Raw genomic sequence first — 26,523 nt, 5'->3', positions numbered from 1 at the left:
TGATTTGCTCCTTATTGCCACTTACGGTGGTAAGCACCGAGTGTTGTTTGCGTACCTTCAGAAACGTTCGCCAGTGCACTGTCCCAAGTTGGTTTTACTTGGTATTGCTCTGGATTACGCTGGTACATATCAATCGCTTCACGCCAGGTACGAGTCACTTGCTCGACATAGGCAGGGCTGCGTTGACGGCCTTCAATTTTCACTGAAGCAACATTGGCAGCAAACAGCTCTGGTAGCATAGACAAGGTATTCAGGCTGGTTGGCTCTTCAAGAGCATGGTAGCGCTTACGCTCACCATCGACTTCCGCTTCAAATCGTCCCTTACACAAAGTAGGGTAGCCGGCATTTTCACCTTGTGCGTAGCGGTCAATCAGAATGTCATTTAGACGTGATTCTAAACCGGTTTCTGTTTCTTGCCAGCGAACGTATTTTGCCGGAGAACATGCACCTACTGTGTTTGGCGATTCGCCGGTGAGGTAAGACGAAAGGTAGCAGCGACCTTCAGACATAATACAAAGACTGCCGAAGGCAAATACTTCTAACTCGACATCAGATGTCATGTTTCGAGAGAGCTGCTTCACTTGATGGATCGACAGCACGCGCGGTAGTACTACGCGTTTGATGTTGAAGTTCTTGTGATAGAAGTCGATGGCTGCAACGTTGGTCGCTGAGGCTTGAACTGAAAGGTGCAGTTCAAGGTCCGGATATTTGTTCGCGGCGTAATCGAGTACAGCGATATCGGCAACGATCAACGCATCCACGCCCAGATCGGCCGCTTGATCGACGGCATTCGTCCAACGCTCAAATCCATTCGGGTGAGCGAAGGTGTTTAGTGCAATGTGTAGTTTCTTGTTGTGGTCGTGAACATATTGAGCCGCGCGCTCAAGCTTCTTACCAGTGAAGTTAAGACCCGCAAAGTGACGGGCATTGGTGTCGTCTTTAAAGCCGATATAGACGGCGTCGGCACCGCAATCAATTGCCGTTTTTAATGCAGGTAAGTTACCCGCTGGGCATAAGAGTTCCATATGCTCAATACCATAATTCTGTCAGTAGAGCGCATTTTATGAAAAGTTACTGTAGGCGAGTTTGATATAAGGCAGGTTTCGCTTAATAAGCAATGAATTAACACCAAAGAGGTAAGTTTGCTGAAAGGTCAACATCTGGCCTCTTTGGATAACAATTATAACTAGTTTCGGTGGCGACGATTTTGAGCAAATAGCGCTTCCACTTCGTGCTTAGGTTGCGGACGGTGGAAGTGGAAACCCTGAATAGAGTTACAGTTGAGATTTGACAGCAGCGTCGCCTGATGACGCGTTTCCACTCCTTCGGCCACAACCGACAAGTTAAGTGATTTGCCCAAGTTGATGATGTTTTCAATCACCGTTAGCTGCTTAGGCAGGGTATCAATATCCATGATGAATGCGCGGTCGATCTTAAGTTCATCAATAGGGAAATGGGCTAGATACGAGAGCGAAGAGTAGCCCGTACCGAAGTCATCAATTGACAGTGCAAAACCAAGCTTTTTAATGGAGTTCAGCATTTGCAGTGTATGTTCGCTGTTGCTCATGACGGCACTTTCGGTCAGCTCGAAGGTGATACAGCTAGGATCAAGCCCAGTGCTACGCAGTAGGCGCTCCATGTAGTCAATGAGTTTAGGGTTGCCAAACTGTTCTGGGGATAAGTTGATCGCCACCCGTCCAGGCAAAATGCCCTGCAGCTTCCAGCGTTTTACCGTGGTAAATACATCGCGCATGACCACGCGGCCAAGACTTTCGATTAAGCCAGCTTGCTCAGCAACTGGGATGAAAGAGGCCGGGCTGATGTAGCCTTCCACAGGGTGCTTCCAACGCACCAGAGCTTCTGCGCCATTAATGCTGAAATCGCGCGCGTTAACTTTAGGTTGATACCAAACCTCTAGACCATTTTGCTGCAGCGCTTTTTGCAGTTCAATTTCCAGCCATAGACGCATTCGCGCCTCTTTGTTCATCTGGTCATTAAACTTGACTAGTCGGTTGCGACCGCGCGCTTTAGCTTCGTACATCGCGGTGTCGGCATTTTGCAGCAGGATTCGCGCATCATTGCCATCATTAGGCGACTGTACGCTACCGATGGAGCAGGCTAGTCGTTTACTAAAGTGGTGTAGATCGAAGGGCTGATTAATCAAGCCGATGATTTTCTCTGCCAGTTCGTCTGCAGCGATATTGCTATCGGGCTCAGGCAAAATGATGCCAAATTCATCACCGCCTAAGTGAGCGAGCACCGCCTCTTGCGGTAAGTAGCGCTTAAGACGTGCCGAGACTTCTTGGATCACTCGGTCGCCAATGTGGTGGCCGAGTGAATCGTTGATGTTTTTGAAGTTGTCTATATCAAGGTAGAGCATGACAAACGGAGTGCCAGCCTCAATAAAGTGATCGAGGCAGCGGGTAAAGCCGAGTCGATTGTAGAGTTTGGTTAGCGCGTCAATGTTGGCATCTTCGTGACTGCTTTGGGTGACCGGGCTAGGTTTCTCGTCAAGATCTTGCACCAATATTAAATGGGCATTGGCACCGAATAAGTTCGCCGTATCGACATGCAGTGCCAAACGTCGCTGGCTACCACAATAGTCACTGGTCATGAAATGCAGCGGTGTTTTGGCATCGATTTGGTTGAAATTGAGCTGTACACGTTGGTTGCTATTTTCATTGCGAAGCAAACGAGTGAGAGACTCCCCAAGTAAGTCGCCGTGGCTTGAGTAGCCAAACAAACGTGCGGACGCAGGGTTAGCCGAGATGATGCAGCCATCTTCGACCAGCAGCAGGCCATCGGGAATTAGCTCCGTCAGCTTTAAAAATTTAGTTTCGGATTCTTCGAGCGAACGGGTAATGATCTGTTTTTCAGAGGTATCAATGGCATGAAAGACCACATATTCAACCACGCCGTTCAATTCAATCGGGGAGACACTAAAATGCAGACTAGACTCGATGTCTGACTCGTCAAGGGTGACTTCCGCTTCAATCGATTCACCGAGAAAAGCACGTTCATAATATGGCTTGAGCTGGTGATAGAAGCGTGCGCCGAGTACCTCATTATCATTCATACCAATGAGGTCGCTGTGGGTGAGACCGGCTACATCGCAATAGCGATCATTGACCATCCAATAGTGGTGCTCGTCGTCTAAAATAGCAAAAAAGAAGGGGCTATTAGACGTTAGCTTAGCAAAGTATTCCTTTAACAATTTGGATGACATCAATGTACTACCAGTTCTCTGAAGCGCTTATATATCAGTAACCCACACACTATAACTGTGATTTATCAGTTAGGAAAGGGTAAAGATAAAAGCAAAAAATATTTGACACACAACAGGATTTTTTTTGTACGAATACCGTATTATGGCGTTTCTAAAGTACAAACTAACGGAAAAACCGCGTGTTAGACAAGATTCGTAGTCAACTAGTTAAAAACGCAGCACAAATTTTGCGATCCCCCGTCAATTTTCTGCCGAACAAAGTTCAGAACCGGGTTCTGCTTGAAGGGCTAAAAACCGTTTTTAAAGAAGCACTTGAGGATGGTGACTTCGATTTTCTTGAAGATAAGTGGTTGAAAGTTCATATTCGTGATCTGAACCTCAGTTGGTACATTTCCTACAGTGATGAATCGCTTATTGTCGCTGAACGCGAGCAACAGGAAAACGTCAGTTTTAGCGGCGATCTGAATGACTTAGTGTTGATTGCTGGTCGTAAGGAAGACCCAGATACGCTGTTCTTCCAGCGCCGTTTGAGTATCGAAGGAGATACGGAACTCGGGCTTGAGGTAAAGAACTTGATGGACAGTGTGGATTTGGATGCACTGCCAAAGCCGATGTTATCGGCTCTCATGCACTTGGCTGAGTTCGTACATAAAGGGTTGCAGCCAACATCAGACGTAAATGGGGTTGCTAATGCTTATTCGAACTGAGGCGCCTGCCGATATTCTGGCGATTGACCGCCTTCTAAAATCGGTTTTCGAAACAGACGCTGAAGCCAATTTGGTGATGGCACTGCGAGAGAATAGCCGTTTAACCTTGTCTTTGGTTGCCTGCAGTGACGAAGGAGAGGTGATTGGTCATGTGTTGTTTTCGCCTGTTGCGATCGATGGCGAAGAGCTTTCCTGGCAAGGACTTGCGCCGCTAGCTGTAGCGAAGTCCCATCAAGGGCAAGGCATTGCGAAGTCGTTGGTGAAAGAGGCATTTGAGACGCTACTGGATTTTGGCTACCCAGCATGTGTGGTGCTTGGCGATCCTAATTACTACGCCAAGCTTGGTTTTACATCAGCAAGTGAGTTCGGTCTGACGTGTCAATGGGAAGTGCCTGAGGGGGCTTTTCAAGTACAGTCTCTGACCGAGGAGACCATTCCCGCATTACTAGCGGGTAAGACAGGCACTATTGAGTACAGCCCTGAGTTTTTAGCCCTCTAGTCACCTCTATCCTCTCAAGTTGGTTGTAGTCCTATGACCGACTTGAGGTTTGGTGATCCATTTAGGCTCTGTTACACTTCGCTCAACCGCTTTATAACCGTTGCTCAAACCTGCTACACAGGCCAACCTATGCATAACCGCACTACGTTACAGTTGATGGGTATTCAAACCTGGGAGTTGATGCACCCAGAACGTGTGCCGCACAGCGCCCAAGCCCGATTTTCAGTCCCTGAATCTTGTCAGTTATTGTTTGTCTCGCCAGTCAAACCACAAGGCGACAAGGTTGTCTTTTTTGAGAAAATACTCAAAGCCATGAAGCTCGACCTTTCGCAGGCAATGCACATTACGCCGGATATGCTTACCCAACTGGACGCCACGCCGATGCCGCGTTGGGTGTGGTTTGCAGGTGTAGAATCAGCGCCCGAACGTTTGAGTCAGTGGGCCGAGCAACATTCGCTTTCCGATACGCCACTCACCTTGAATTCGCCACTGTTAGCAGAGATTGAAGGTCAAGATGGGCATAAGCGACAACTTTGGAACCAGATCCGTGCCAAGCAATAACCCCGTTTTTACTGAGATGACCGAATCACACCTCGATGATGTGGTGGTCATCGAACAGCAAGCACATAGCCATCCATGGAAAACCTCGATGTTACGTGACCTTAATGGTCGTGGTGCTCACAATGTGGTGATGTTGGTTAATGACCAAGTCGTCGGCTACTTCTATGCTCAGAATATCGTGGGGGAAGTGTCACTGCTTAACGTCGCTGTGTCGCCACGTCACCAAGGGCAGGGGTATGGTCGTCAATTGATTCAGCATTTAATGGACTACTGTGACTCTTGCCAAGCAGAAAGCGCCTGGCTGGAAGTGCGTGAAAGTAATACCGCTGCTGTTTCACTTTACGCTTCGGAGGGGTTTAATGAGGTGGACAGGCGCCGTGACTATTACCCGACAGAGCAAGGGCGCGAAGATGCGGTGATTATGTGCTATCACTTTCTGTTTTCTGCGTAGTGCTCCTGGTGTCCTGCGTTAGTCTGTTTTTCTCCTTATATCTTATTGGTCAATAGAAGGCGGTCTAAGCTTTCTAATATTCAAATAGGTTACATTACCCAGAGTTACTTCGATTACCCTACCAGTGCTTCATACTTCCCAGCAATTATTGATAATCATGGGATTAAAAACATGAAGCACTTTTCAACTCTTTCTGCAGCAGTTCTTGCCGCGCTAGCGTTCAATGCGCAAGCGACAGAAGAGCAAACTAATGATCCAGCTGACGTGACTCGCCCACAAACCTACCTAAAAGTTGATTCTGGTGCGAAAGGCAAAGATGGCCTTACTCGTCTGCAACTGAACATGGCAGGCTCTTACAACGAGGATATTGGTTACCTAGGTCAATTTGAAACTGACTTTCAAACCAACCTAGATGGACAAGAAGGCAAGTCGAAGGACTTTGGTCTCTCTCGTATCCGTGCTCGTTACTTCCAAGTACACGCCACTGGTTCAGAAGTGCTTCCTGAAATCGGCTTCTCCCTTGATTACATCAGCTATGGCTCAAACTGGGTAGCTAAGCAAAGCGGTACTCAGCAAACAGCGGCAGTGGGTGCGGTAGCAAAAGTCATCACACCATTTGAAAACTGGGTGTCTTACCCAAATGTGGCGGTAATGCGTAACGAGTACGATAACGGTCGTTCTGAAAATGGTTGGCAGGCGAACTGGTTTAACTCGTTCTATCTCTCTGAGCAAGGTCACTACGTAACCGTGAACCCACAGTACGCGAACTACAACAACGCATTTGGTAAGAACGAGCAGTCGCTTGAGCTTAACTTCGAAGGTGGTGTGCCACTCACATCAGATGGCAGTATTTGGGGTAATGTGACGTACTCTGAGCACTTCTTTAAAGCTGGTGGTGAGTCACGTCTAAAGCACCTAGATGGTAACCGTGAAGTCCGTATCGGTGCGACTTGGTTCTTCTAACCCAGTAGCCTAAACAGTTCCTCTCAACTCTAAGGCAAGGATGCCTTAGTCTCTCCTCTCAATTATCTTTATTTTTCAACCTATTTACTGCCTGTTACTGGATCGTTTCCAGTTACTAACTGCTCCCTGTCCAACACAATCGATACACTAAGTCACAGTCAAATATTAACCGCGTGTAATCAATGAGGACGCAGCATGTCTATGCCATTTCAGCTCACTGACAAAGTCGTTGTATTAATTGGTGGTACCTCAGGTATCGGCGAATCTATTGCTAAGCGCCTGCTCAGCGCGGGGGCCAAGCTGATGATTGCGGGTATCAATGCCAATGAACCTGCGCTGCAAACCCTAGACGCCCATTATGTGTATGCTGATGTGACTGACGAGTTTTCGTTAAGTGAGCTAATGGCGATTGCATTTGAGCGTTATGGACAGATTGATGTGCTGGTCAACTGTGCTGGCTCGACGAATGGCTATAGCACCATTATGGAGTCAAAAAAATCCGAATATAACGCCAACTTTGAAGTCAACGCACTTGGCACGGCATTAACCATTAAGCACGCGGTGCCTTATATGCCAAAGGGCAGCAGCATTATTAATATTGCCTCTGTTGCGGGTACTCAAGGGGTGCCATACCTTGGCGCGCTTGCCAGTTCAAAGTGGGCGGTGTTAGGCATTACTCAAACGGCAGCTCTAGAGCTTGGCACCAAACAAATTCGCGTTAATGCGGTTTGTCCAACGTCTGTGGATACGCCGCGAGCTTATGCCTCAGGCGGTGAGCCACAGTTGCGTATGGAAAAACGTGCGGTGCCATTGGGGCGCATTGCTAAACCCGAAGAAGTGGCGGCGGTAGTGCATTTTTTGGCGTCAGAAGACAGCAGTTTCGTGAACGGTCAGTCGATTGGTGTCGACGGCGGATTCAGTGCTGGAATGAGTATTGATGCATACAACCAATTAGCGCAATAGGAGCGTAACATGAATAAATTAAGTCTAATTATCGGCGCATGCTTGATGATGATTAGCTCGGTCAGCTTTGGTTATTACTGTGATCAAGAAGCAGAAGGCGCTGTTGTTGGCGCAGTTGACGGTGCAGTGACTGGCGCGATTGTTGGCGGCATTGTCGATGGTGGCGAAGGGGCGAAAACCGGCGCTTTGATTGGCGGCGGCGCTGGTGCGGTTGGCGGTGCAATTGATGGCGCTTACTATGAAGCCGAATGTGAAGTCGCGACCGATGTGATTATTGAAGATGAATACATTGCAGAAGAGTACTTGGCCGAAGAGTATATTGAAGAAGAGTACATCGCAGAAGAGATCATTGCTGAAGAGGTGATCGAAGAGGAATACATCACTGAAGAAATCATCGAAGAAGAAATAGAAGATGAGTATCTTGAAGATGCTTATGACGATGATATCTACGATTACTAGCCTTGATGTCAGCATCAAAAAAGAGAGCCGTTTGGCTCTCTTTTGCTTTGTGTCTGTGGCTCGCGTGGTTACAGGCGAGCTAATCCTTCCAGTAACTTATTTTTAATTGTTTGACTGGAGATAAATGCGCCGAGATAGCGCTCTTCATTACCTTCAAAGTCGGGACGGATTTGCAACATCTCTTTATAACTGGCTTGCGCTTGTTTGAACTCACCTTTATAAACTTGGATCACAGCCTTGAGCATTGGTACCCAAAATAGGCGGCGTAGCGACAGCTTACTGATGGACTTCTCTGCGCCGTCAAAGTCGTCTTGCATGATTTTATGAACCACAGACGCCAGTGAGAACCATGGCGGGCGGAATGGGTTGAGTGCTTTAGAGCTTCCTAACAGCTCAAGGCCTCGCTCGAACTCACCGGCCATACACAATGCCCAACCGCACAAGCCGATTTGGTAGGCGGCATTTGGGTTGATATCAAGCACTTTATCAACGGTTTCGACAATACCACTCACATCGTCTTTTAGCTGATAAGCCATGAGCATCGCCATTTGTGCTTCTTGATTACTTGGTTCAAGTTCCACGGCACGACGAGCGTGATTCAGGCCGGTTTCGACCGCATTGTCGACCTGTCCCATTCCCAGCATTTCTGCATCGAAATAGAGCACAGCAAGCATGGCGTGAAGCAGAGCAATGTCTGGCTCATTTTGCACTGCACTGAGTAGTGCTTGCATAGCTTGCAGGTGGGTATCTTCAGTCAGAGTCATCAGATAGTGACGATAACGTAACGTTGCCTCGTACGTTGACAGGTGTTCAATCTTTTTCTGATTGCAGCTGGCGTAGATCTCGCGGTGGATAATGCCAAAACTTGAGGCGAGTTCTGCAACGATCTCTGCAATGATGTCATCTTGTACTGAAAAAAGATCGTCAGTGGCAAGATCACAGGTGTATTTCTCCGCCCAAACCTGCTCTCCGCTGTCGGTGCGATATAGCTTGGCGTAAATGCGTACCTTATTGCCAAGCGCTTGCATGGTGCCTGACGTAATGAAGGATACGTTGAGCTTCTCACCGAGACCTTTGACGTCGGCAGAGGTGCGAGGATCGATATTGGTATCGCCTAACGCGTGCATCGACACCACTTTTAGCATGTCAAAACGAGCCAGTTCAGTGGCGAGCTCTTCACCGAAACCTTCTGCAAAGAAACGTTTTTCCGCGTCATCGGAGAGTGACAAAAATGGGAGAACGGTGAGCGTTGGGTTGAGAGATCGGTTGGTGTCCCCCACCATTTGCGCTAATGTCGTCGATTGACGTGCTGCTTGTGGGATCTGCGGCGTAAAGATTGGGCTATAGCGTCCTTTAGGGATCGACAGTACCAGTGGGTCGTTCACGCCTTCTGTTAGATAATACGTTTCTAGTGTACGTCGAACGCGGCCAGCTTGAATACGTACAATAGGGTCAGCTTGGTGATCAAAATCGGCGTCACGGTCAAAGACTTCGGTAGCAATGGTAAATTGCTTGAGTCGGTCTCCATTACCCGCCAAGGTTTGCTCAACGACGAAAGAGAGTAACTGTTTCATCTTCGGGCTTTGGTCGAACGCTTTACTGGAAAGAATACGATTAAGTTGATCTTTCACACGGGTTTGATTTTCATCGATTCGAATATCTAATGGAGCTTGTTCTGACACCGTTTCTGACTCTCTTTTTGTAGGATCTTGGTATTTTGCCACTTTAGGACATTGAAAAATAGTAACGAGTTCACTTCTTAATGAAAAACTAGATATCACTCGCTACCCATACCAATATAAAAGTATGCATGCCGTTAAAATAATAATCTAAACCATAGACTTATCATCACTAACTATAGACGAGCTAAATGGTTACAGCGAGGGGGGAGGCTGACATTTTTACTAAAAAGTGCCGCTAACTCAGTGGCTTTTGTTATCTAAACGTGATTATTATGTAACTATCAATACCCAGTAATATTGTGCATTTTGCGTGCAAGGAGAGGTCATGGAAAAGACGAGTAGTAGGATAATTCTGGCAGCAATTTCAGCCTTGTGTGTTTCTTCAAATGTAGGGGCGATGCAGCAATTCATCGATCCCAAAGACGGCATGTTCGATGCCAGCCAGTGGGTGTTGGACAATGCGATTGGCTTTATGCCTGTGCCTATTATCATCACCGATCCTGCGGTCGGCGTCGGTGGTGGCGCTGCAATGTTGTTTTTCCATGAGTCTGAAAAGCGCAAGCAGCTTCGTGAAGAAAACCCTGATGAAGTGGTTGGATTACCACCTAGCGTAACAGCGGTCGCAGCCGCGGGAACTGAAAATGGCTCTTGGCTCACCGGAGCGTTTCACTTTGGTTCTTGGCAGGAAGATACTTGGCGTTATCAAGGCGGCCTGTTTTACGGTTCGTTTAACTTAAAGTATTACGCTGGCGATGTGCCGTTCGATTTCAACATTGATGGTCTCTACTTTATGCAGGACATTGACTATCGGATTGCTGGCAGTAATTGGTTTGTTGGTGCGAAATACTCACTTCTTTCTTCAAAAAGCACCTTTGATATTGGGTTTGATATCCCAAGCATCCCACCGATTGATTTTGACCTCGAAGATGCTGGTGTCGAGCTAAAAGTGACTTATGACAGTCGCGATACGATTTTTACTCCGAATGACGGCCTCAAAGCGAAATTCAGTACGGATTTTCACAATACAGCCTTTGGCGGCGATGTGGATTACCAAAAAGCGCGAGCTCAGGTGAATTACTTTGCACCAGTGCGAGAGGATCTCATCATCGGTGTGCGTGGCGACTATCAAACGGTAAGTGACGATGCCCCATATTATGCACGACCATTTATTAGCATGCGTGGTATTGCCGCAATGCGCTATCAAGGCCAAGATATGGCATTGGCTGAGCTAGAAGCTCGTTATGATGTGACGCCGCGGTGGTCGATTGTTGGTTTTACCGGAACCGGCAAAGCAGTAGAGGATGGTCAGAGTTTTTCTGACGCAGACTATCAAAGCGTTGTTGGTGGCGGCTTTCGTTACTTAGTCGCGCGCCAGCTCAATATGCGAGTGGGTGTCGATGCAGCCAAAGGCCCTGAGGAGTGGGCATACTACATTACCGTTGGTCACGCTTGGCAGCTCTGATCAAAAAAGTGGGCTGGAATTGTCCAGCCCACTTTTGTATTCAAATGAAAGGCTTCTTAGTGAAGTACCCGACGTGCCCTGTCCCTATTTACGCTTAAACAACAGTGTCGCCAGTGCCAAAATCATAGTGATGATGATACTTGCGGCGCAGTAGTCTACGACCGAGACAAAGCCACCCATATCAATCAGCTGCCCAGCGATAAAAGTACCAACCCCAAAGCCAAATGCCATAGCAAACATCAGAATGCCCTGTGTGAGCGCTGGAGTGCTAGGGCTCAGCTCATCGGCAATCGCCGGAATCACCATATCGAACCATGAAATAGCTTGCATCAGCAGCACGATGAGTAAGATAGGCAATAAGTTAGGAACATTGGTGCCAATAGCCAGCCAGAGGCCAATAGCCGTCACAGCGTAGCAACCCAGTGCGACCATCCAAATTAGATATGGGCTGCTTTTTTCTGCTAATCGCCCCGCAGGCTCGAGCAGTAACATGGTCAGGACCGCGGAGCCTGCGAGCCCAAACGCTGAATGTCCAAGATCGACGTTAAAGACCTCTTTAATAACTAGAGGGCCTGTTTCCATTAAGTTGCTTGATGTGAACATTGAGACGAACACAGTCGCAAGAAAAAGCACAAACGCCGTGATGTTTTTCTTATTCGAGTGCTCTGCCGCTGAATCACTTTGAGTCGCTTCGTCCATCGCAGATACTTGCACTTTGGGTGGCGGTGAGACAAACACAGTGATGATTGAGATACACACCAGCGCCATTAGCATGAGAAGTTTTTGCTCGTTACTCCAACCTAGTAGGCTCACTGCACCCAGCAGGGTTCCTGCAATGACAATACCTAAAAATTGAAACTGGAACAGTCGGCTAAGGCTGCGTGCCTGCTCTTTTTCTGGTGTTGAATTGAGAACAAACGTTGGGTTGAGAACTAACAATGAAACAGTACCTACCCCAATACTGAGACCGACAAGTAGATAGGTATAGGTTTCAGTTTGCGCGAAATAAAGCAGTACCAAGGATAGCAGGTGTGAAAAAAGGGCAACTTTCTGCATCTGACGGTGAATGCCATATTTGTCAGCAAGCCAACCAATGAGAGGGGCACTGATGCCAAATAGACCAATCAATGACATGACACTGCCCATGAGCGCGCCACTGCCAGTACGTTCGATAATGAGTGGCGTGAGCAACAAAGCAATGCCTACCCATTGCACAACACCAATTGACATCTGAGCGATGTACCAAGGTTTGAAGGTTTTCATGATATTTTCCAAAATTGAGGGCACTGAGGCCAAAGTGAAATTACGATAGCTAAACCCATGAGCCATGCCTTTAGCTATCGAAACTCAAGTAGCGGAAAACAGTATAGGTAAGTCGCTTGACGTTAAGCAGTGTGTAACTCGTTGTTACCTAAAGAGAGGCAGTAAGTTACTAAGTCGTGGAGTAGCGACAAGACGGCCTCAGGCAGCTTGAAGGAAACTAGTGATTGAGAATCAAAGCTAGATCGGTGAAAATAGCGCCCATTATTTTTTCGACGCCTTCGAGTAGTGGTTGAGCCAATACTCTCAAACGCTATTCTACAAACCAAGAAGATCGAGATTCATGTCAAATCCTCAATTTCAGCAAGAAGTTTCTAAGCGCAGAACTTTTGCGATCATCTCTCACCCGGATGCGGGTAAAACCACCATTACTGAAAAAGTACTGTTATTCGGAAACGCAATTCAGAAAGCAGGCACAGTAAAAGGCCGTGGCAGTGCACAGCACGCGAAATCGGACTGGATGGAAATGGAAAAAGAGCGTGGTATCTCGGTAACAACTTCCGTGATGCAGTTCCCATACAACGACTGCTTGGTTAACCTTCTCGATACCCCAGGACACGAAGACTTCTCGGAAGATACCTATCGTACACTGACGGCGGTTGACTCTTGCTTGATGGTTATCGACGCTGCAAAAGGTGTCGAGGATCGTACTCGTAAATTGATGGAAGTTACCCGTCTTCGCGATACGCCTATCGTTACCTTCATGAACAAACTCGACCGTGACGTTCGCGATCCAATGGAAGTATTGGACGAAGTAGAAAGCGAACTTGGCATGATGTGTGCGCCAATCTCTTGGCCAATTGGTTGTGGTAAAGAGTTTAAGGGTGTGTATCACATCCACCGTGACGAAACGATTCTTTATGAATCAGGTCATGGTCATGAAATCCAAGAAGTACGTATCATCAAAGGTCTTGATAACCCAGATCTTGATGAAGCAGTAGGCGCTGATCTTGCAGAAAGCGTGCGTGAAGAGCTTGAGCTCGTAATGGGTGCATGCCCTGAGTTTGACCTTGAGTCATTCCTAAAAGGTGAGCTGACACCCGTTTACTTCGGTACCGCACTTGGTAACTTCGGTGTTGACCACATGCTAGACGGTCTGACTAAGTGGGCTCCAGCGCCGCAAACTCGCCAAGCGAACGAACGCGACGTTGAAGCGACAGAAGAGAAGTTCTCTGGCTTCGTGTTCAAGATTCAAGCAAACATGGATCCGAAACACCGCGACCGTATCGCCTTCATGCGTATCGTATCGGGTACCTACAAGCAAGGTATGAAGATGAACCACGTTCGTACCGGTAAAAACGTCAGCATCTCTGACGCAGTCACCTTTATGGCGGGTGACCGTGCGCGCGCAGAAAATGCGTACGCGGGTGACATTATCGGCCTTCACAACCACGGTACCATCCAGATTGGTGACACCTTCACTCAAGGTGAATCTCTGAAGTTCGCGGGTATTCCAAACTTCGCACCGGAGCTGTTCCGTCGCATCCGCCTAAAAGACCCATTGAAGCAGAAGCAGCTACTGAAAGGTCTGGTTCAGCTATCTGAAGAGGGTGCAGTACAGGTATTCCGTCCACTACAGAACAACGACTTGATCGTTGGTGCGGTGGGTGTACTTCAGTTTGATGTGGTTGTTGCGCGTCTGAAATCCGAGTACAACGTTGAAGCTATTTATGAGAGCGTTAACGTTGCGACTGCACGTTGGATTGAGTGTGACGACGATAAGAAGCTAGAAGAGTTTAAGCGCAAGAACCAAACCAACCTAGCGTTGGATGGTGGCGACAACCTAAGTTATGTTGCACCGACTATGGTGAACCTGAACTTAGCGCAGGAACGCTTCCCAGATATTAAGTTCCGCGCGACGCGTGAGCATTAATACTGAATAAAATTAAAAAAACCGCTCGATTGAGCGGTTTTTTTGTTTAGAGCCGAGTTATTACTCACGCTCTTTAGTATAAGGCACCCCAATCGCCTTAGGCGCCACCGCCTTACCAATAAACCCTGCCAGCAAGAATACGGTAAGCACGTATGGTATGGCTTCAATGGCTTGTACTGGAATAGGGAACTCGCCAATCGACACACCCTGCATACGAATCGCCAATGCATCCAAGAAGCCAAACAGCAAACAGGCACCCATTGCCGTAAACGGACGCCATTTACCAAAGATAAGCGCCGCCAGAGCCATATAGCCCTTACCTGCGCTCATGTTTGGAATGAACTGAGCCGTTTGTGCCACGGATAAGTAAACGCCACCGATACCCACTAGCACGCCACAAATAGCGACTGCAGCGTAGCGCATACGAACCACTGAGATACCTGCGGTATCAACGGCTGATGGCGATTCACCTACCGCGCGCAGACGAAGTCCAAAGCGAGTCTTGAACAGCAGGTACCAGCACGCTGGGACGATGAAGACCACCATGTAAACCAGGATTGAGTGACCACTGATAAGCTCTGAGTAAAGCAGACCAAGCACAGGCACATCCGCTACCGCATCTGCGCCCGGGAAGGTGATAGGCGCAAAGCGTGCGTCGCCCGATAGTGCTGGTGTCTGACCACCTTGTTGGAACCAGTGACGGCCAAGGGTGATGGTGAGGCCAGCCGCGAGGATGTTGATTGCCATACCACTGACCACCTGATCACCGCGGTGGGTGATCGAGGCAAAGCCATGGAGCAGGGCAAGTAATACCGATACGCCAATACCTGCAAACAGACCAAGCCAAGCGGAGCCTGTGACATGTGCTGTCGCAGCGCCAGTAAATGCTGCCGCCAGAAGTTTGCCTTCTAGAGCGATGTTAACGATGCCCGAGCGTTCACAAAACATACCTGCAAGCGAGGCAAGAATAAGCGGGGTTGCCACACGTAGCGTGGCATCAAGCATGAGAATAATCGTTTCAAACATAATCAAGCGACTCCTTTCTCTGCTTGTTGCTCAGCTTGTTTTTTGCCGAACAGTTTGAGGTAAGTTCTCTCTAGAGAAGGGCGGAACATGTGCTCAAGAGCGCCAGAGAATAGGATCACCAAACCTTGCAGCACCACAACGATGTTTCGGTCAACACCGTACTCAAAGCTCAACTCCGCACCACCTTGGTATAGGAAGCCGAACAATAAGCTTGCCAGCAGTACACCCACTGGGTGGTTACGACCCATCAGTGCAACGGCGATACCGGTAAAGCCAAAGCCTTCAACGAAGTTCAGCTTGATTTGGTGTAGCTCACCTTGAAGCACGTTGAGGCCAAAGAAGCCAGCCAGCATGCCCGAGATAAGCATGGTCAAGATGATGATCTTCACATACTTGATGCCTGCGTAGTTGGCAGCTGAAGGGTTAGAGCCCACAGAGCGGATCTCATAACCCCAGCGTGAGTGCCACATCAGTAGCCACACGAACAGACAGCACAGCAGAGCAAAGATAAAGCTTAGGTTCATTGGGCTTGGCGACATCTCAATCCCAACGACCGCGAGGATTTCATGCATCTTTGGCAGCCAGCTTGAAGCCGCAAAGACACGGCTTTCCGTCGCCATCGTGGTTTCTGGTTTGAGGATATCGACCAACAAGTACGCCATCAGCGATGAGGCGATAAAGTTGAACATGATGGTGGTGATAACGATGTGAGAGCCGCGTTTGGCTTGCAGATAAGCAGGGATAAACGCCCACGCTGCGCCAAATAAGCCGCCGACAACAATCGCTACTGGGAAAACAATATACCAAGGGGCATACTCGCCAAGGGTAAGACAGATAAGCCCCACACCGAGACCGCCAATGTAAGCCTGACCTTCACCACCGATGTTAAACAAACCCGCGTGAAACGCGACGGCAACAGCAAGACCGGTAAAGATAAAACCTGTGGCGTAATACATGGTGTAGCCAAAACCTTCGGCATAACCAAAGGCGCCCGTCCACATCACTTTTGCGGCATCAATGGGATTGATGTCGATATACATAAACAGCAGGGCAGACACTAGGAATGCAACCAACACGTTAATCGCTGGTAGCAGAGCCACGGTTACCCAAGCTGGAACTTTTGCTTGGCTCATGCACTTTCTCCTTGTGGCTGGTTGGCGGCTGCCAGTTTAAGGTGGTCAGGCATAATGTTTGCCATCATAAGACCTAAGGTTTTCTCGTCGGCATCTTTAATCGAGACTTCGCCGACAATCGCGCCATCGAACACGACAAGAATTCGGTCAGAAAGACTCAAGATTTCATCAAGCTCAACAGAGACTAACAGCACCGCTTTATCGGCATCACGCGCAGCGATGATCTGCTGGTGGATGTACTCTATGGCGCCGATATCAACACCACGAGTAGGCTGCCCAACCAAAAGTACATCCGGGTTTTGTTCCATTTCACGGGCAATCACCAGTTTTTGCTGGTTACCACCGGAGAAGTTGGCGGTTTTCAGAGTCGTGTCGTTAGGGCGCACATCCCATTTATCCATGCTCGCTTGACAACTCTCTTTGATGGCCTGCTTGTCTTGCAGAAGACCTTTGTTGTATTGCGGCAGGTGGTGATAGCCGAGGATATAGGCTTCCTGCGCCTCGAACTTGTTGATAAGCCCTTGCTTGTGGCGATCTTCAGGAATATGACCGACGCCAATCGCGCGAACCTGCTGCGGATCAAGTACGGTGTGCTTATCAATGTGGCTGCCGTTGATGTCGATGCTGCCAGAATAAGGCTGGATGATACCGGAAAGCAGGGCGAGAATTTCGGATTGACCATTGCCCGATACGCCGGCAATACCGACCACTTCACCTTGGCGCACGCCAAAACTCACGCTTTTCACGCGCTCGACGCCTGCGTCATCGAAATACTGTAAGTTGTCGACTTTAATCAGTTCTTTCTTTGGAGTGGCCTCTGACTTATCGACTTTGAGGCGAACTTTGCGTCCTACCATCAGCTCAGCCAGTTGCTCTTTATTGGTGTCTGCGGTGACCACATGTTCCACCATCGCCCCTTGGCGCATGACGGAGATGTTATCGGTGATCGCCAATACTTCACGCAGTTTGTGCGTGATGATCATAATGGTGGTGCCTTGCTGACGAAGTTTGTCGAGGATCTTAAATAGGTGATCTGCTTCTTGAGGTGTTAGAACACCCGTTGGCTCATCGAGGATCAAGATCTTCGCACCGCGATAAAGCGCTTTTAAGATCTCCACTCGCTGCTGAAGACCAACAGGAAGCTCGCCAACAACGGCGTCTAAAGGGACTTCCAGGCCATAATCTTCGGCCAGTGCTTTGAGTTTCTTCTTCGCTTTGCCAAGACTTTCTTGTAGCTTCCATCCATCTTCAGCGCCGAGAACAATGTTCTCGAGTACGGTAAAAGTCTCTACCAACATAAAGTGTTGGTGCACCATGCCGATGCCGGCCTTAATGGCTTCTTGCGAGTTCGCTGGCTTATAACGTTTGCCATTGACAGTCATCTCGCCTGCATCTGCGTGGTAAAAACCGTAAATAATACTCATAAGAGTGGACTTGCCTGCACCATTTTCACCAATGATGCCGTGAATCGTGCCTTGAGGAACCTTCAGGTCGATATATTTGTTGGCGTGCACCGCGCCAAATCGCTTATCGATCTGCTTGAGTTCGATGGCAATAGGTTGTCCATGTGTCACTAGATACTGCCTTATAATTATACGCCGCTGCTTGAGGGCAACGGCGTTGTTATGGTTGCCTAGGTTATTGATAAAAATACCAATCCTAGGCCTTCATTCTGAGTAAGAAATCGTTAGATGTTACATGTGTTGTCAGACATGTAGTCGTGCACGGCGATCTTGCCTGATACGATGTCAGCTTTAAGGCCGTCTAGGTAAGTCTTCATTTCTGGAGTGATCAGGTCTTTGTTGTAGTCATCGTATGCCCATTCAACCGCACCTTCTTTTAGACCAAGTACCTTGATGCCTGCTTCCCAGTTGCCTTGCTCTGCTTCTTCCCATGTGTTGTAAGCGGCTACGCCTACTTTCTTAACCATTGAAGTCAGCATAGTGCCTGGTTGTAGGTGGTTTTGGTTTGAGTCAACGCCGATAGCGAAGTTGCCCGCATCTTTCGCTGCTTGGTAAACACCCATACCTGTGCCGCCAGCTGCTGCGTAGATAACGTCTGCGCCTTTAGAGAACTGAGATTTCGCAAGCTCAGAGCCTTTTGCAGGGTCAGCAAATGCCGCTGGCGTAGAGCCAGTCATGTTTTGGAAGGTTTCGATTTGTGGGTTTGCGTATTTCGCACCTTGGCGGTAGCCACACTCGAACTTACGAATCAGTGGGATATCCATACCACCAACGAAGCCTACTTTGTCTGTCTTAGATGCTTTAGCGGCAAGAGCACCCACTAGGAAGGAGCCTTCGTGCTCTTTAAAGATGATAGATTGAACGTTTGGCTTGTCGACTACCATATCGATGATAGTAAATTGAATGTCTGGGAATTCGGTCGCGACTTTTTCAACAGCAGATGCCATGTTAAAGCCGACCGCCACGATTGGAGTGAAGCCACGGCTTGCTAGACGGCGTAGACCTTGCTCGCGCTGTGCTTCATTCTGTGGTTCAAATTCACGTACTTTGATGCCTTTGTCTGCATTGAAAACTTTAACACCGTTTTGGAATACAGCTTCGTTAAACGATTTGTCGAATTTACCGGCTGTATCGTAAACCACTGCTGGTTTTGCTGCGAATGCACCAAAAGAAGTCACTGCCACTGCGAGTGCAGACATTTTTAGAATAGTTTTTTTCACGATCAATTCCCTTATAGTGTCGAATGATGGGGCATCATTGACGTTTCGATAGGCTAGGCGATGTCCAAATTACTCGTGCCTAGAAAGTAGTCGTTTGTAAATATCCGAATAGTCATGCTGATAGCAAATCGTTCAGTTTACAAACAATGTGCGACATTTTATCGTTTGCGTGTGCAAAAAAAACGCCTTGCATGGCAGCATTGAGGTGTAAGTCACAACTTAGTGATAAAACACTAACTATTACAGCTATTCTTTGTATATCGAGGCGCAACATCTTGTTATTGCAATCGATTACAATGTTTTTTGATGAAGGAGCGGAGCATCATGTTGAAGTTGTTTAAGAGATGGCTAGCTAAATATGACGAGTGGTGTGAGTCCCTCGGATTAACACCAGAAAATAAGCGCAGCTGCGTACCATATAAGAAAGAGCCACAAGACGATGATAGATAGCCACTGCCATTTGGATTTACTTGCACAGCAAAAAGATTTGCAACAGGTGCTGAGGGAGGCGAGAGAGCAGGGGGTTGAGAAAATCATTGTCCCAGCGATCAATGAAGCGAATTGGACGACCATCCAAACACTGAGTGAGCACAACGACGACATTTACTACGCGCTTGGTTTTCATCCGCAATTTCTCGATGATCTGAATGAGCGTAGTTTGGATAATTTGGCAGCAAGGGTGACACCTATGCTACCTGAAAAGTGTGTCGCCATTGGTGAGTGCGGTCTGGATTTCTATCATGGCCGAGAAAATGAAACGCTGCAAAAACAGTATCTCAACGCTCAAATTGATATTGCTAACCAGAGCCAATTGCCGATTTTACTCCATTGCCGAAAAGCGCATCAGGATCTGGTGGCGTTATTAAAGCGTAATTCTCCTCAATATGGCGGAGTGGTTCATGGGTTTAGTGGTAGCGTTCAACAGGCGATGGACTTCATAAAACTGGGGTTAAAAATCGGTGTTGGTGGGGTGATCACTTACCCTAGAGCTAAGAAAACACGCGCCACGATCGCAGCACTGCCACTAGAGAGTTTGTTAATAGAAACGGATGCACCAGATATGCCATTAAGTGGCTATCAAGGCCTTCCCAATGAACCCAAGATGGTAAACATGGTGCTATCGTCTTTGATTGAGCTGCGAAATGAATCTGAGCAAACGGTTACCTCACAATTATCAATTAATGGCAAATTGACGTTTAAATTTTGTGACTAAAAATGCGTAAATTTGTGAATTCGAAATCGTTTGCACCATCTTTTTGTGAAATCGATCACAAATCTTAGTGTATCCACCATGTGTTCAGAACGAAAGTGTGAGGGGGGTACTACTTTCTTTTCTGTGGGTTTGTATAATCGCCCCCGCTTTTGAGCTTCAAATTTTGTTACACGCCAAATTATTCAATATAAGGAAGTCATAAACTATGAGCCTGTTTATGAGCCTGGTTGGTATGGTCGCACTTATTGCAATCGCAGTACTGCTTTCAGACAACCGCAAAGCTATTAATATCAGAACTGTGGGTGGCGCATTTGCTATCCAATTTGCACTAGGTGCATTCGTTCTTTACGTTCCTTGGGGACAAGAAGTACTACGCAGCTTCTCTGATGCTGTATCTAACGTGATCAACTACGGTAATGACGGTACGTCATTCCTATTTGGTGGCCTAGTATCAGGTAAAATGTTTGAAGTATTCGGCGGCGGCGGTTTCATCTTCGCTTTCCGTGTACTACCTACACTAATCTTCTTCTCTGCGCTTATTTCTGTACTTTACTACCTAGGTGTTATGCAGTGGGTTATCAAGATTCTTGGTGGCGGCCTGCAAAAAGCACTAGGTACTTCTCGTGCGGAATCTATGTCAGCAGCAGCTAACATTTTCGTAGGTCAAACAGAAGCTCCTCTAGTTGTGCGTCCTTTCGTACCTAAGATGACTCAATCTGAACTGTTCGCAGTAATGTGTGGTGGTCTAGCTTCTATCGCTGGTGGTGTACTGGCAGGTTACGCTTCAATGGGCGTGCCAATTGAGTACCTAGTTGCGGCATCATTCATGGCAGCACCAGGTGGTCTTCTATTCGCTAAAATCATCAAGCCAGAAACTGATGAGCCAGTTGAACAGCTGCACGACATGAGCGCAGAAGGCGACGACAAGCCAGCTAACGTAATCGACGCAGCAGCGGGCGGTGCATCAGCAGGTCTTCAACTAGCTCTTAACGTAGGTGCAATGCTAATTGCATTCATCGGTCTTATCGCACTAGTTAACGGTATGCTTGGTGGCATCGGTGGCTGGGTTGGTATGCCTGAACTACGTCTAGAAATGATTCTAGGTTGGATCTTCTCGCCACTAGCATTCCTACTAGGTGTGCCATGGTCTGAAGCGACTATCGCGGGTGAGTTCATCGGTATGAAGACCGTTGCGAACGAATTCGTAGCATACTCTCAGTTTGCCCCTTACCTAAGCGAAGCAGCGCCAGTTGTTCTTTCTGAGAAAACCAAGGCAATCATTTCATTCGCTCTATGTGGTTTTGCGAACCTATCTTCTATCGCAATCCTACTAGGTGGTCTGGGTAGCCTTGCGCCTAAGCGTCGCGGTGATATCGCTCGCATGGGTGTGAAAGCAGTAATCGCTGGTACGCTATCTAACTTGATGGCTGCAACGATTGCAGGCTTCTGTCTAACTCTCGCTGGCATGTAATTGCTCGCGTTAGGTTAAACAGTATATAGACGCCATTATAAATCGCCCCGTAGCAAGAGATTGCTGCGGGGCTTTTTTGTTATTTGGAGGGTAGTACCTTCCAACGACCCAGATAGGACTCTGGGGTTTAGATAGACAACGGAACTTTTTTGAGATACAAACCGTTTGCGTTTTAATCAGTACTACCGTTTTAGATATCGCTCCTATACTGTATAGGCTACTCAGTAACTCGTGATGTTTTTTCTTTATTGCAGACTCATGGGTTATGCAGCCAGAGCCAGTTCTCACCCAGATAGGAATCAGGTGATATTAACGAGCAGGTACTGTGCGGTGACAAGGATAGCAATTGGTAAGGCAGTGAGTTTGCCATACCGAGTCTTCAAGGAACCAAGTCCGTTCATTTATTGCTGACGTGTTTGTCAGATAATTAATTGAATATATTGACCGGAGATAGAAATGAGCGATTTAAAATCAGCAGCTCTACGTGCACTTAAACTTATGGATCTAACCACGCTAAATGACGACGACACTAACGAAAAAGTGATCGCACTATGTCACGACGCGAAAACCGCTGTGGGCAACACAGCAGCGATCTGTATTTACCCTCGCTTTATTCCTATTGCTAAGAAAACCCTTCGTGAACAAGGTACTCCAGAAGTACGTATCGCGACGGTAACTAACTTCCCACACGGCAACGATGACATTGAAATTGCTGTAGCAGAAACCAAAGCAGCAGTTGCTTACGGCGCAGACGAAGTAGACGTAGTATTCCCATACCGTGCACTTATCGCTGGCAACGAAGAAGTGGGCTTTGAGCTTGTGAAACAGTGTAAAGAAGCGTGTGGCGACATTCTTCTGAAAGTGATCATCGAAACCGGTGAGCTAAAAGAAGAAGCTCTGATCAAGAAAGCATCAGAAATCTGTATCAAAGCAGGCGCTGACTTCATTAAAACCTCAACAGGTAAAGTGCCAGTTAACGCGACGCCAGAATACGCTCGCATGATGCTAGAAGTCATTCGTGATATGGACGTTGCTAAAACCGTTGGTTTCAAACCTGCTGGCGGCGTACGTACTGCGGAAGATGCAGCAGCATACCTAGCAATGGCAGACGACATACTAGGCGCAGATTGGGCAGACAACATGCACTACCGCTTTGGTGCATCAAGCCTACTGACCAACCTACTGAATACATTAGAAGTAACTGACGAAACAGCGGATCCAAGCGCTTACTAAGTTACTTTGCGGGATTTAGGTTTCGTGGATTGATCTTCCTAGCCTTCCTCTTTGTAGAGGAAGGCTTACGGGAGGAAGCCGCGCCCAGCCCAACACCCCCGCAACTTCTACCCTACACTTATTTTGTACTTCAGCACTTCGCTGTGGAGGCACTAATGTATTTACCTCAAGAAATTATTCGTAAAAAACGCGACGGTCATGAACTCAGCGCGGAAGAGATCAACTTTTTCATTCAAGGTGTCGCTAACGATACGGTATCGGAAGGTCAAATTGCCGCATTTGCGATGACCATCTTCTTCAATGAAATGACCATGCCAGAGCGTATTGCACTGACTTGTGCCATGCGTGACTCTGGCATGGTTATCGACTGGAGCCATATGAACTTTGGCGGTCCGATTGTCGATAAGCATTCAACCGGTGGTGTTGGTGATGTGACGTCGCTAATGCTTGGTCCTATGATTGCCGCTTGTGGTGGTTTTGTACCTATGATTTCTGGTCGTGGTCTTGGCCATACAGGTGGCACACTGGATAAGCTAGAATCTATCCCAGGTTATGACATTACGCCAACCAACGAAGTGTTTGGAGAAGTGACCAAAGACGCAGGCGTTGCCATCATTGGCCAGACTGGCGATTTAGCACCAGCGGACAAGCGCGTTTACGCGACTCGCGATATTACGGCGACAGTGGATAACATTTCACTTATCACGGCGTCTATCTTGTCGAAGAAGCTTGCCGCAGGCTTAGAGTCTCTGGTGATGGATGTCAAAGTGGGTTCAGGCGCTTTCATGCCAACTTATGAAGCATCGGAAGAGCTAGCAAACTCTATTGTTGCAGTTGCTAACGGCGCAGGCACTAAGACGACGGCTATTTTGACCGATATGAACCAGGTGCTGGCATCGTCAGCGGGTAATGCTGTTGAAGTGCGTGAAGCGGTACAGTTCCTAACTGGTGAATACCGTAATCCACGTTTGTATGCGGTTACCATGGCTCTGTGCAGTGAAATGTTGGTACTGGCTAAGCTGGCAGAAGATACAGAGCAAGCGGAATCGATGCTTAACGAAGTGCTCGATAACGGCAAAGCGGCTGAGTGTTTTGGCAAAATGGTCAAAGGCCTAGGTGGCCCAGCTGATTTTGTTGAAAACTACGACAACTACTTGGAAAAAGCAGAAATCATTAAGCCGGTGTTTGCGGATGCTGAAGGCATCGTTTCTGCTATGGATACGCGCGCAATCGGTATGGCAGTAGTCGGTATGGGCGGTGGTCGCCGTGTCGCTACCGATGCTATCGATTATGCGGTCGGTTTCGACCAGTTTATTAGACTTGGTGAAACGGCAAACCAAGACAAGCCACTCGCGATGATTCACGCTCGCAGTGAAGCTCAGTGGCAAGAGGCGGCAAATGCGCTGAAAGCGGCGATTACTGTCTCAGACGAACCTTATACAGAAACTCCTTGTGTGTACCGCCATATTCGAGCGGAAAATTTGGCATAAGGACGGAGAGAAGTTATGAAACGTGCATTTATTTTAGTGTTAGATTCTTTTGGCATTGGCGCTACCGCGGATGCAGACAAATTTGGTGATGTCGGCTCAGACACTATGGGTCACATTGCTGAGCAGTGTGCGAAAGGCCTGGCTGACAACGATCAGCGCAGCGGCGAACTGAAGCTGCCAAATCTTTCTAAACTAGGTTTGGCGATGGCTCATAAAGAGTCGACAGGTAAGCTTGCTCTTGGTCTTCGCGACGACGTTGAGGTCATCGGTGCCTACGGTCACGCGGCTGAGCTATCTTCTGGTAAAGATACTCCATCAGGTCACTGGGAAATTGCCGGTGTTCCGGTTCTGTTTGATTGGGGCTACTTCACTGATAAAGAGAATAGCTTCCCGAAAGAGCTGACTGACCGCATTCTTGAGCGTGCAGGCCTTGATGGCTTCCTAGGTAACTGCCATGCATCAGGTACACAAGTGCTGGATGACCTTGGCGAAGAGCACATGAAGACGGGCCAACCTATCTTCTATACCTCTGCCGACTCGGTATTCCAAATTGCGTGTCATGAAGAGACCTTTGGTCTTGAGCGCTTACTAGAGCTTTGCCAAATTGCACGTGAAGAGCTAGAGGATTACAACATTGGCCGTGTTATTGCGCGTCCATTTATCGGTGCGGGTAAAGGTCAATTTGAGCGTACTGGTAACCGTCGCGATCTGTCAGTTGAACCGCCAGCGCCGACTGTGCTGTCTAAGCTTGTTGAAGAGAAGCAAGGTGAAGTGGTCTCTATCGGTAAGATTGCCGATATCTACGCTAACTGCGGTATCACTCAGAAAGTGAAAGCAACCGGTATTCCTGCGCTTTTCGAAGCGACGAAAGAGCAAATCCAAAAAGCGGGTGATAACACCATCGTATTCACCAACTTTGTAGACTTTGACTCCGCATACGGTCACCGCCGTGATGTAGCGGGCTACGCTGCGGCGCTTGAGTACTTCGACTCTCGTATTCATGAAGTGATTGAATTGATGCAAGAAGATGACGTACTGATTTTGACGGCTGACCACGGCTGCGATCCAACATGGCAGGGCACTGACCATACTCGTGAGCATATTCCTGTTATCGTCTACGGTCAGAAAGTACCAGCAGGTTCTTTGGGCCTTCGTGACAGCTTTGCTGATATTGGTCAAAGCCTTGCAAGCTACTTTGGTACATCCTCAATGGATTACGGAAAGAACTTCCTATAATTAATAGCAGCTGAGCACCTTAGGTGCTCAGCTGTATCTTGCTCCAATCCTAAAATTTACACGAACAACATAAAGGAAAAAACAATGGCAACTCCTCACATTAACGCGGAAATGGGTGATTTTGCTGACGTAGTATTGATGCCGGGTGATCCACTACGTGCAAAATACATCGCGGATACCTTCTTAGATGACGCAGTACAAGTGTGTGATGTTCGTAATATGTACGGTTACACAGGCACTTACAAAGGTCGTCGTATCTCAGTAATGGGTCACGGCATGGGTATTCCTTCGTGCTCAATCTATGTGACTGAACTTATTAAAGACTTTGGTGTGAAGAAGATCATTCGTGTGGGTAGCTGTGGCGCGGTAAACGAAGACATCAAAGTACGCGACGTTGTTATCGGTATGGGCGCATGTACCGATTCAAAAGTGAACCGTATTCGCTTCAAGAACCATGACTTTGCAGCAATCGCTGACTACAAAATGGTGAAAAACGCGGAAGAAGCAGCAAAAGCACGTGGTATCGACGTAAAAGTGGGTAACCTGTTCTCAGCAGAACTGTTCTACACGCCAGATCCAGAGATGTTTGACGTAATGGACAAATACGGCATCGTTGGTGTGGAAATGGAAGCGGCAGGCATCTACGGTGTCGCAGCAGAGTACGGCGCGAAAGCACTGGCTATTTGTACGGTTTCAGATCACATTAAAACGGGTGAGCAAACCACATCAGACGAGCGTGCAACCACGTTCAACGAAATGATGGAAATTGCCCTAGATTCTGTTCTTCTAGGTGACGCAGAGTAATTCGTGTTCCTTGTAAATAGACAAAGCCTCGCGATTGCGAGGCTTTTTTCGTTTTGGCTGTTGGGTTA

Annotated in this window: 24 protein-coding genes; 16 read left to right on the top strand and 8 right to left on the bottom strand. The window is 47.8% G+C overall.

The genetic code is table 11. The features are described from left to right. Nucleotides 1-11 precede the first annotated feature (11 nt). Both ubiU and AAA946_RS13030 read right to left on the bottom strand, forming a co-directional pair. Entirely contained in the window at nt 12-1,025 is a 1,014-nt protein-coding gene (gene ubiU / locus AAA946_RS13035; RefSeq protein ID WP_338165239.1) for a ubiquinone anaerobic biosynthesis protein UbiU, read from the bottom strand. 161 nt (nt 1,026-1,186) lie between these two features. Then, nucleotides 1,187-3,226, bottom strand: a complete 2,040-nt coding sequence (locus tag AAA946_RS13030) for a putative bifunctional diguanylate cyclase/phosphodiesterase (protein WP_338165238.1) — start codon at nt 3,224-3,226, stop codon at nt 1,187-1,189. A 179-nt stretch (nt 3,227-3,405) separates the two neighbouring features. On the opposite strand from AAA946_RS13030, the gene ubiT reads away from it, so the two are divergent. From ubiT to AAA946_RS12995, 7 genes are all read left to right on the top strand, one after another. Then, nucleotides 3,406-3,933 (top strand): ubiquinone anaerobic biosynthesis accessory factor UbiT, encoded by a 528-nt coding sequence (gene ubiT, locus AAA946_RS13025; protein ID WP_338165237.1) that lies wholly within the window; start codon nt 3,406-3,408, stop codon nt 3,931-3,933. Continuing rightward, nucleotides 3,917-4,432: a GNAT family N-acetyltransferase gene (locus tag AAA946_RS13020; RefSeq protein WP_338165236.1), complete on the top strand. Its 516-nt coding sequence runs from the start codon at nt 3,917-3,919 to the stop codon at nt 4,430-4,432. Before ubiT ends, AAA946_RS13020 begins: the two co-directional genes overlap by 17 nt. A gap of 129 nt (nt 4,433-4,561) precedes the next feature. After that, entirely contained in the window at nt 4,562-4,993 is a 432-nt protein-coding gene (locus AAA946_RS13015; RefSeq protein WP_338165235.1) for a DNA polymerase III subunit psi, read from the top strand. A 16-nt stretch (nt 4,994-5,009) separates the two neighbouring features. Continuing rightward, nucleotides 5,010-5,444 carry a ribosomal protein S18-alanine N-acetyltransferase gene (gene rimI / locus AAA946_RS13010; protein ID WP_338165838.1) on the top strand — a complete coding sequence of 145 codons (435 nt, stop codon included), beginning with the start codon at nt 5,010-5,012 and terminating at the stop codon, nt 5,442-5,444. Between the two features lie 171 nt (nt 5,445-5,615). Next, the gene (locus AAA946_RS13005) at nt 5,616-6,407 is read left to right on the top strand and encodes a hypothetical protein (RefSeq protein ID WP_338165234.1); all 792 of its coding nucleotides are present in this window, start codon (nt 5,616-5,618) and stop codon (nt 6,405-6,407) included. Between the two features lie 195 nt (nt 6,408-6,602). Continuing rightward, nucleotides 6,603-7,370, top strand: a complete 768-nt coding sequence (locus AAA946_RS13000; protein ID WP_338165233.1) for an SDR family NAD(P)-dependent oxidoreductase — start codon at nt 6,603-6,605, stop codon at nt 7,368-7,370. Between the two features lie 9 nt (nt 7,371-7,379). After that, complete coding sequence (locus AAA946_RS12995; protein WP_338165232.1) at nt 7,380-7,829, top strand: hypothetical protein; 450 nt, start codon at nt 7,380-7,382, stop codon at nt 7,827-7,829. 68 nt (nt 7,830-7,897) lie between these two features. On the opposite strand, the gene AAA946_RS12990 is transcribed toward AAA946_RS12995, so the two are convergent. After that, nucleotides 7,898-9,511 (bottom strand): transmembrane adenylate cyclase, encoded by a 1,614-nt coding sequence (locus tag AAA946_RS12990; RefSeq protein ID WP_338165231.1) that lies wholly within the window; start codon nt 9,509-9,511, stop codon nt 7,898-7,900. Nucleotides 9,512-9,836: 325 nt separating this feature from the next. On the opposite strand from AAA946_RS12990, the gene AAA946_RS12985 reads away from it, so the two are divergent. Further along, nucleotides 9,837-10,973, top strand: coding sequence for a BamA/TamA family outer membrane protein (locus AAA946_RS12985; protein WP_338165230.1), 1,137 nt, complete (start codon nt 9,837-9,839; stop codon nt 10,971-10,973). 84 nt (nt 10,974-11,057) lie between these two features. Here AAA946_RS12985 and AAA946_RS12980 read toward each other — a convergent pair whose 3' ends face one another. Then, complete coding sequence (locus AAA946_RS12980) at nt 11,058-12,236, bottom strand: MFS transporter (RefSeq protein ID WP_338165229.1); 1,179 nt, start codon at nt 12,234-12,236, stop codon at nt 11,058-11,060. Between the two features lie 340 nt (nt 12,237-12,576). Here AAA946_RS12980 and prfC point away from each other — a divergent pair, with 340 nt between their 5' ends. Beyond that, nucleotides 12,577-14,166, top strand: coding sequence for a peptide chain release factor 3 (prfC, locus tag AAA946_RS12975; protein WP_338165228.1), 1,590 nt, complete (start codon nt 12,577-12,579; stop codon nt 14,164-14,166). A 60-nt stretch (nt 14,167-14,226) separates the two neighbouring features. Here prfC and AAA946_RS12970 read toward each other — a convergent pair whose 3' ends face one another. The 4 genes from AAA946_RS12970 to AAA946_RS12955 all read right to left on the bottom strand — a co-directional run bounded on the left by AAA946_RS12970 (nt 14,227) and on the right by AAA946_RS12955 (nt 19,008). Then, nucleotides 14,227-15,192, bottom strand: a complete 966-nt coding sequence (locus AAA946_RS12970; protein ID WP_338165227.1) for an ABC transporter permease — start codon at nt 15,190-15,192, stop codon at nt 14,227-14,229. A 2-nt stretch (nt 15,193-15,194) separates the two neighbouring features. Beyond that, on the bottom strand, nt 15,195-16,325 hold the full coding sequence (locus AAA946_RS12965; protein ID WP_338165226.1) for an ABC transporter permease: 1,131 nt from the start codon (nt 16,323-16,325) through the stop codon (nt 15,195-15,197). Beyond that, on the bottom strand, nt 16,322-17,899 hold the full coding sequence (locus AAA946_RS12960) for an ABC transporter ATP-binding protein (RefSeq protein ID WP_338165225.1): 1,578 nt from the start codon (nt 17,897-17,899) through the stop codon (nt 16,322-16,324). Before AAA946_RS12960 ends, AAA946_RS12965 begins: the two co-directional genes overlap by 4 nt. Nucleotides 17,900-18,012: 113 nt before the next feature. Then, nucleotides 18,013-19,008 (bottom strand): BMP family lipoprotein, encoded by a 996-nt coding sequence (locus AAA946_RS12955; RefSeq protein ID WP_338165224.1) that lies wholly within the window; start codon nt 19,006-19,008, stop codon nt 18,013-18,015. 324 nt (nt 19,009-19,332) lie between these two features. Between AAA946_RS12955 and AAA946_RS12950 the strand changes: the two genes are divergently transcribed. The 7 genes from AAA946_RS12950 to deoD all read left to right on the top strand — a co-directional run bounded on the left by AAA946_RS12950 (nt 19,333) and on the right by deoD (nt 26,455). After that, nucleotides 19,333-19,458: a DUF5363 family protein gene (locus AAA946_RS12950; protein WP_338165223.1), complete on the top strand. Its 126-nt coding sequence runs from the start codon at nt 19,333-19,335 to the stop codon at nt 19,456-19,458. Continuing rightward, nucleotides 19,448-20,221, top strand: coding sequence for a TatD family hydrolase (locus AAA946_RS12945; protein ID WP_338165222.1), 774 nt, complete (start codon nt 19,448-19,450; stop codon nt 20,219-20,221). The genes AAA946_RS12950 and AAA946_RS12945 overlap by 11 nt, the downstream gene beginning before the upstream one ends. A gap of 205 nt (nt 20,222-20,426) precedes the next feature. Then, nucleotides 20,427-21,692 carry a NupC/NupG family nucleoside CNT transporter gene (locus AAA946_RS12940; protein ID WP_338165221.1) on the top strand — a complete coding sequence of 422 codons (1,266 nt, stop codon included), beginning with the start codon at nt 20,427-20,429 and terminating at the stop codon, nt 21,690-21,692. Between the two features lie 456 nt (nt 21,693-22,148). Then, entirely contained in the window at nt 22,149-22,925 is a 777-nt protein-coding gene (gene deoC / locus AAA946_RS12935) for a deoxyribose-phosphate aldolase (protein ID WP_338165220.1), read from the top strand. Nucleotides 22,926-23,080: 155 nt separating this feature from the next. Beyond that, nucleotides 23,081-24,415, top strand: coding sequence for a thymidine phosphorylase (gene deoA / locus AAA946_RS12930; RefSeq protein ID WP_338165219.1), 1,335 nt, complete (start codon nt 23,081-23,083; stop codon nt 24,413-24,415). A 15-nt stretch (nt 24,416-24,430) separates the two neighbouring features. Continuing rightward, nucleotides 24,431-25,651, top strand: a complete 1,221-nt coding sequence (locus AAA946_RS12925) for a phosphopentomutase (protein WP_338165218.1) — start codon at nt 24,431-24,433, stop codon at nt 25,649-25,651. Between the two features lie 84 nt (nt 25,652-25,735). Further along, nucleotides 25,736-26,455 (top strand): purine-nucleoside phosphorylase, encoded by a 720-nt coding sequence (deoD, locus tag AAA946_RS12920; protein ID WP_042496627.1) that lies wholly within the window; start codon nt 25,736-25,738, stop codon nt 26,453-26,455. Nucleotides 26,456-26,523: the final 68 nt, after the last annotated feature.

The sequence above is a fragment of the Vibrio sp. 10N genome (genome assembly GCF_036245475.1).
Classification (GTDB): Bacteria; Pseudomonadota; Gammaproteobacteria; order Enterobacterales; family Vibrionaceae; genus Vibrio.
This window is presented reverse-complemented; position numbering and strand designations above follow the sequence as displayed.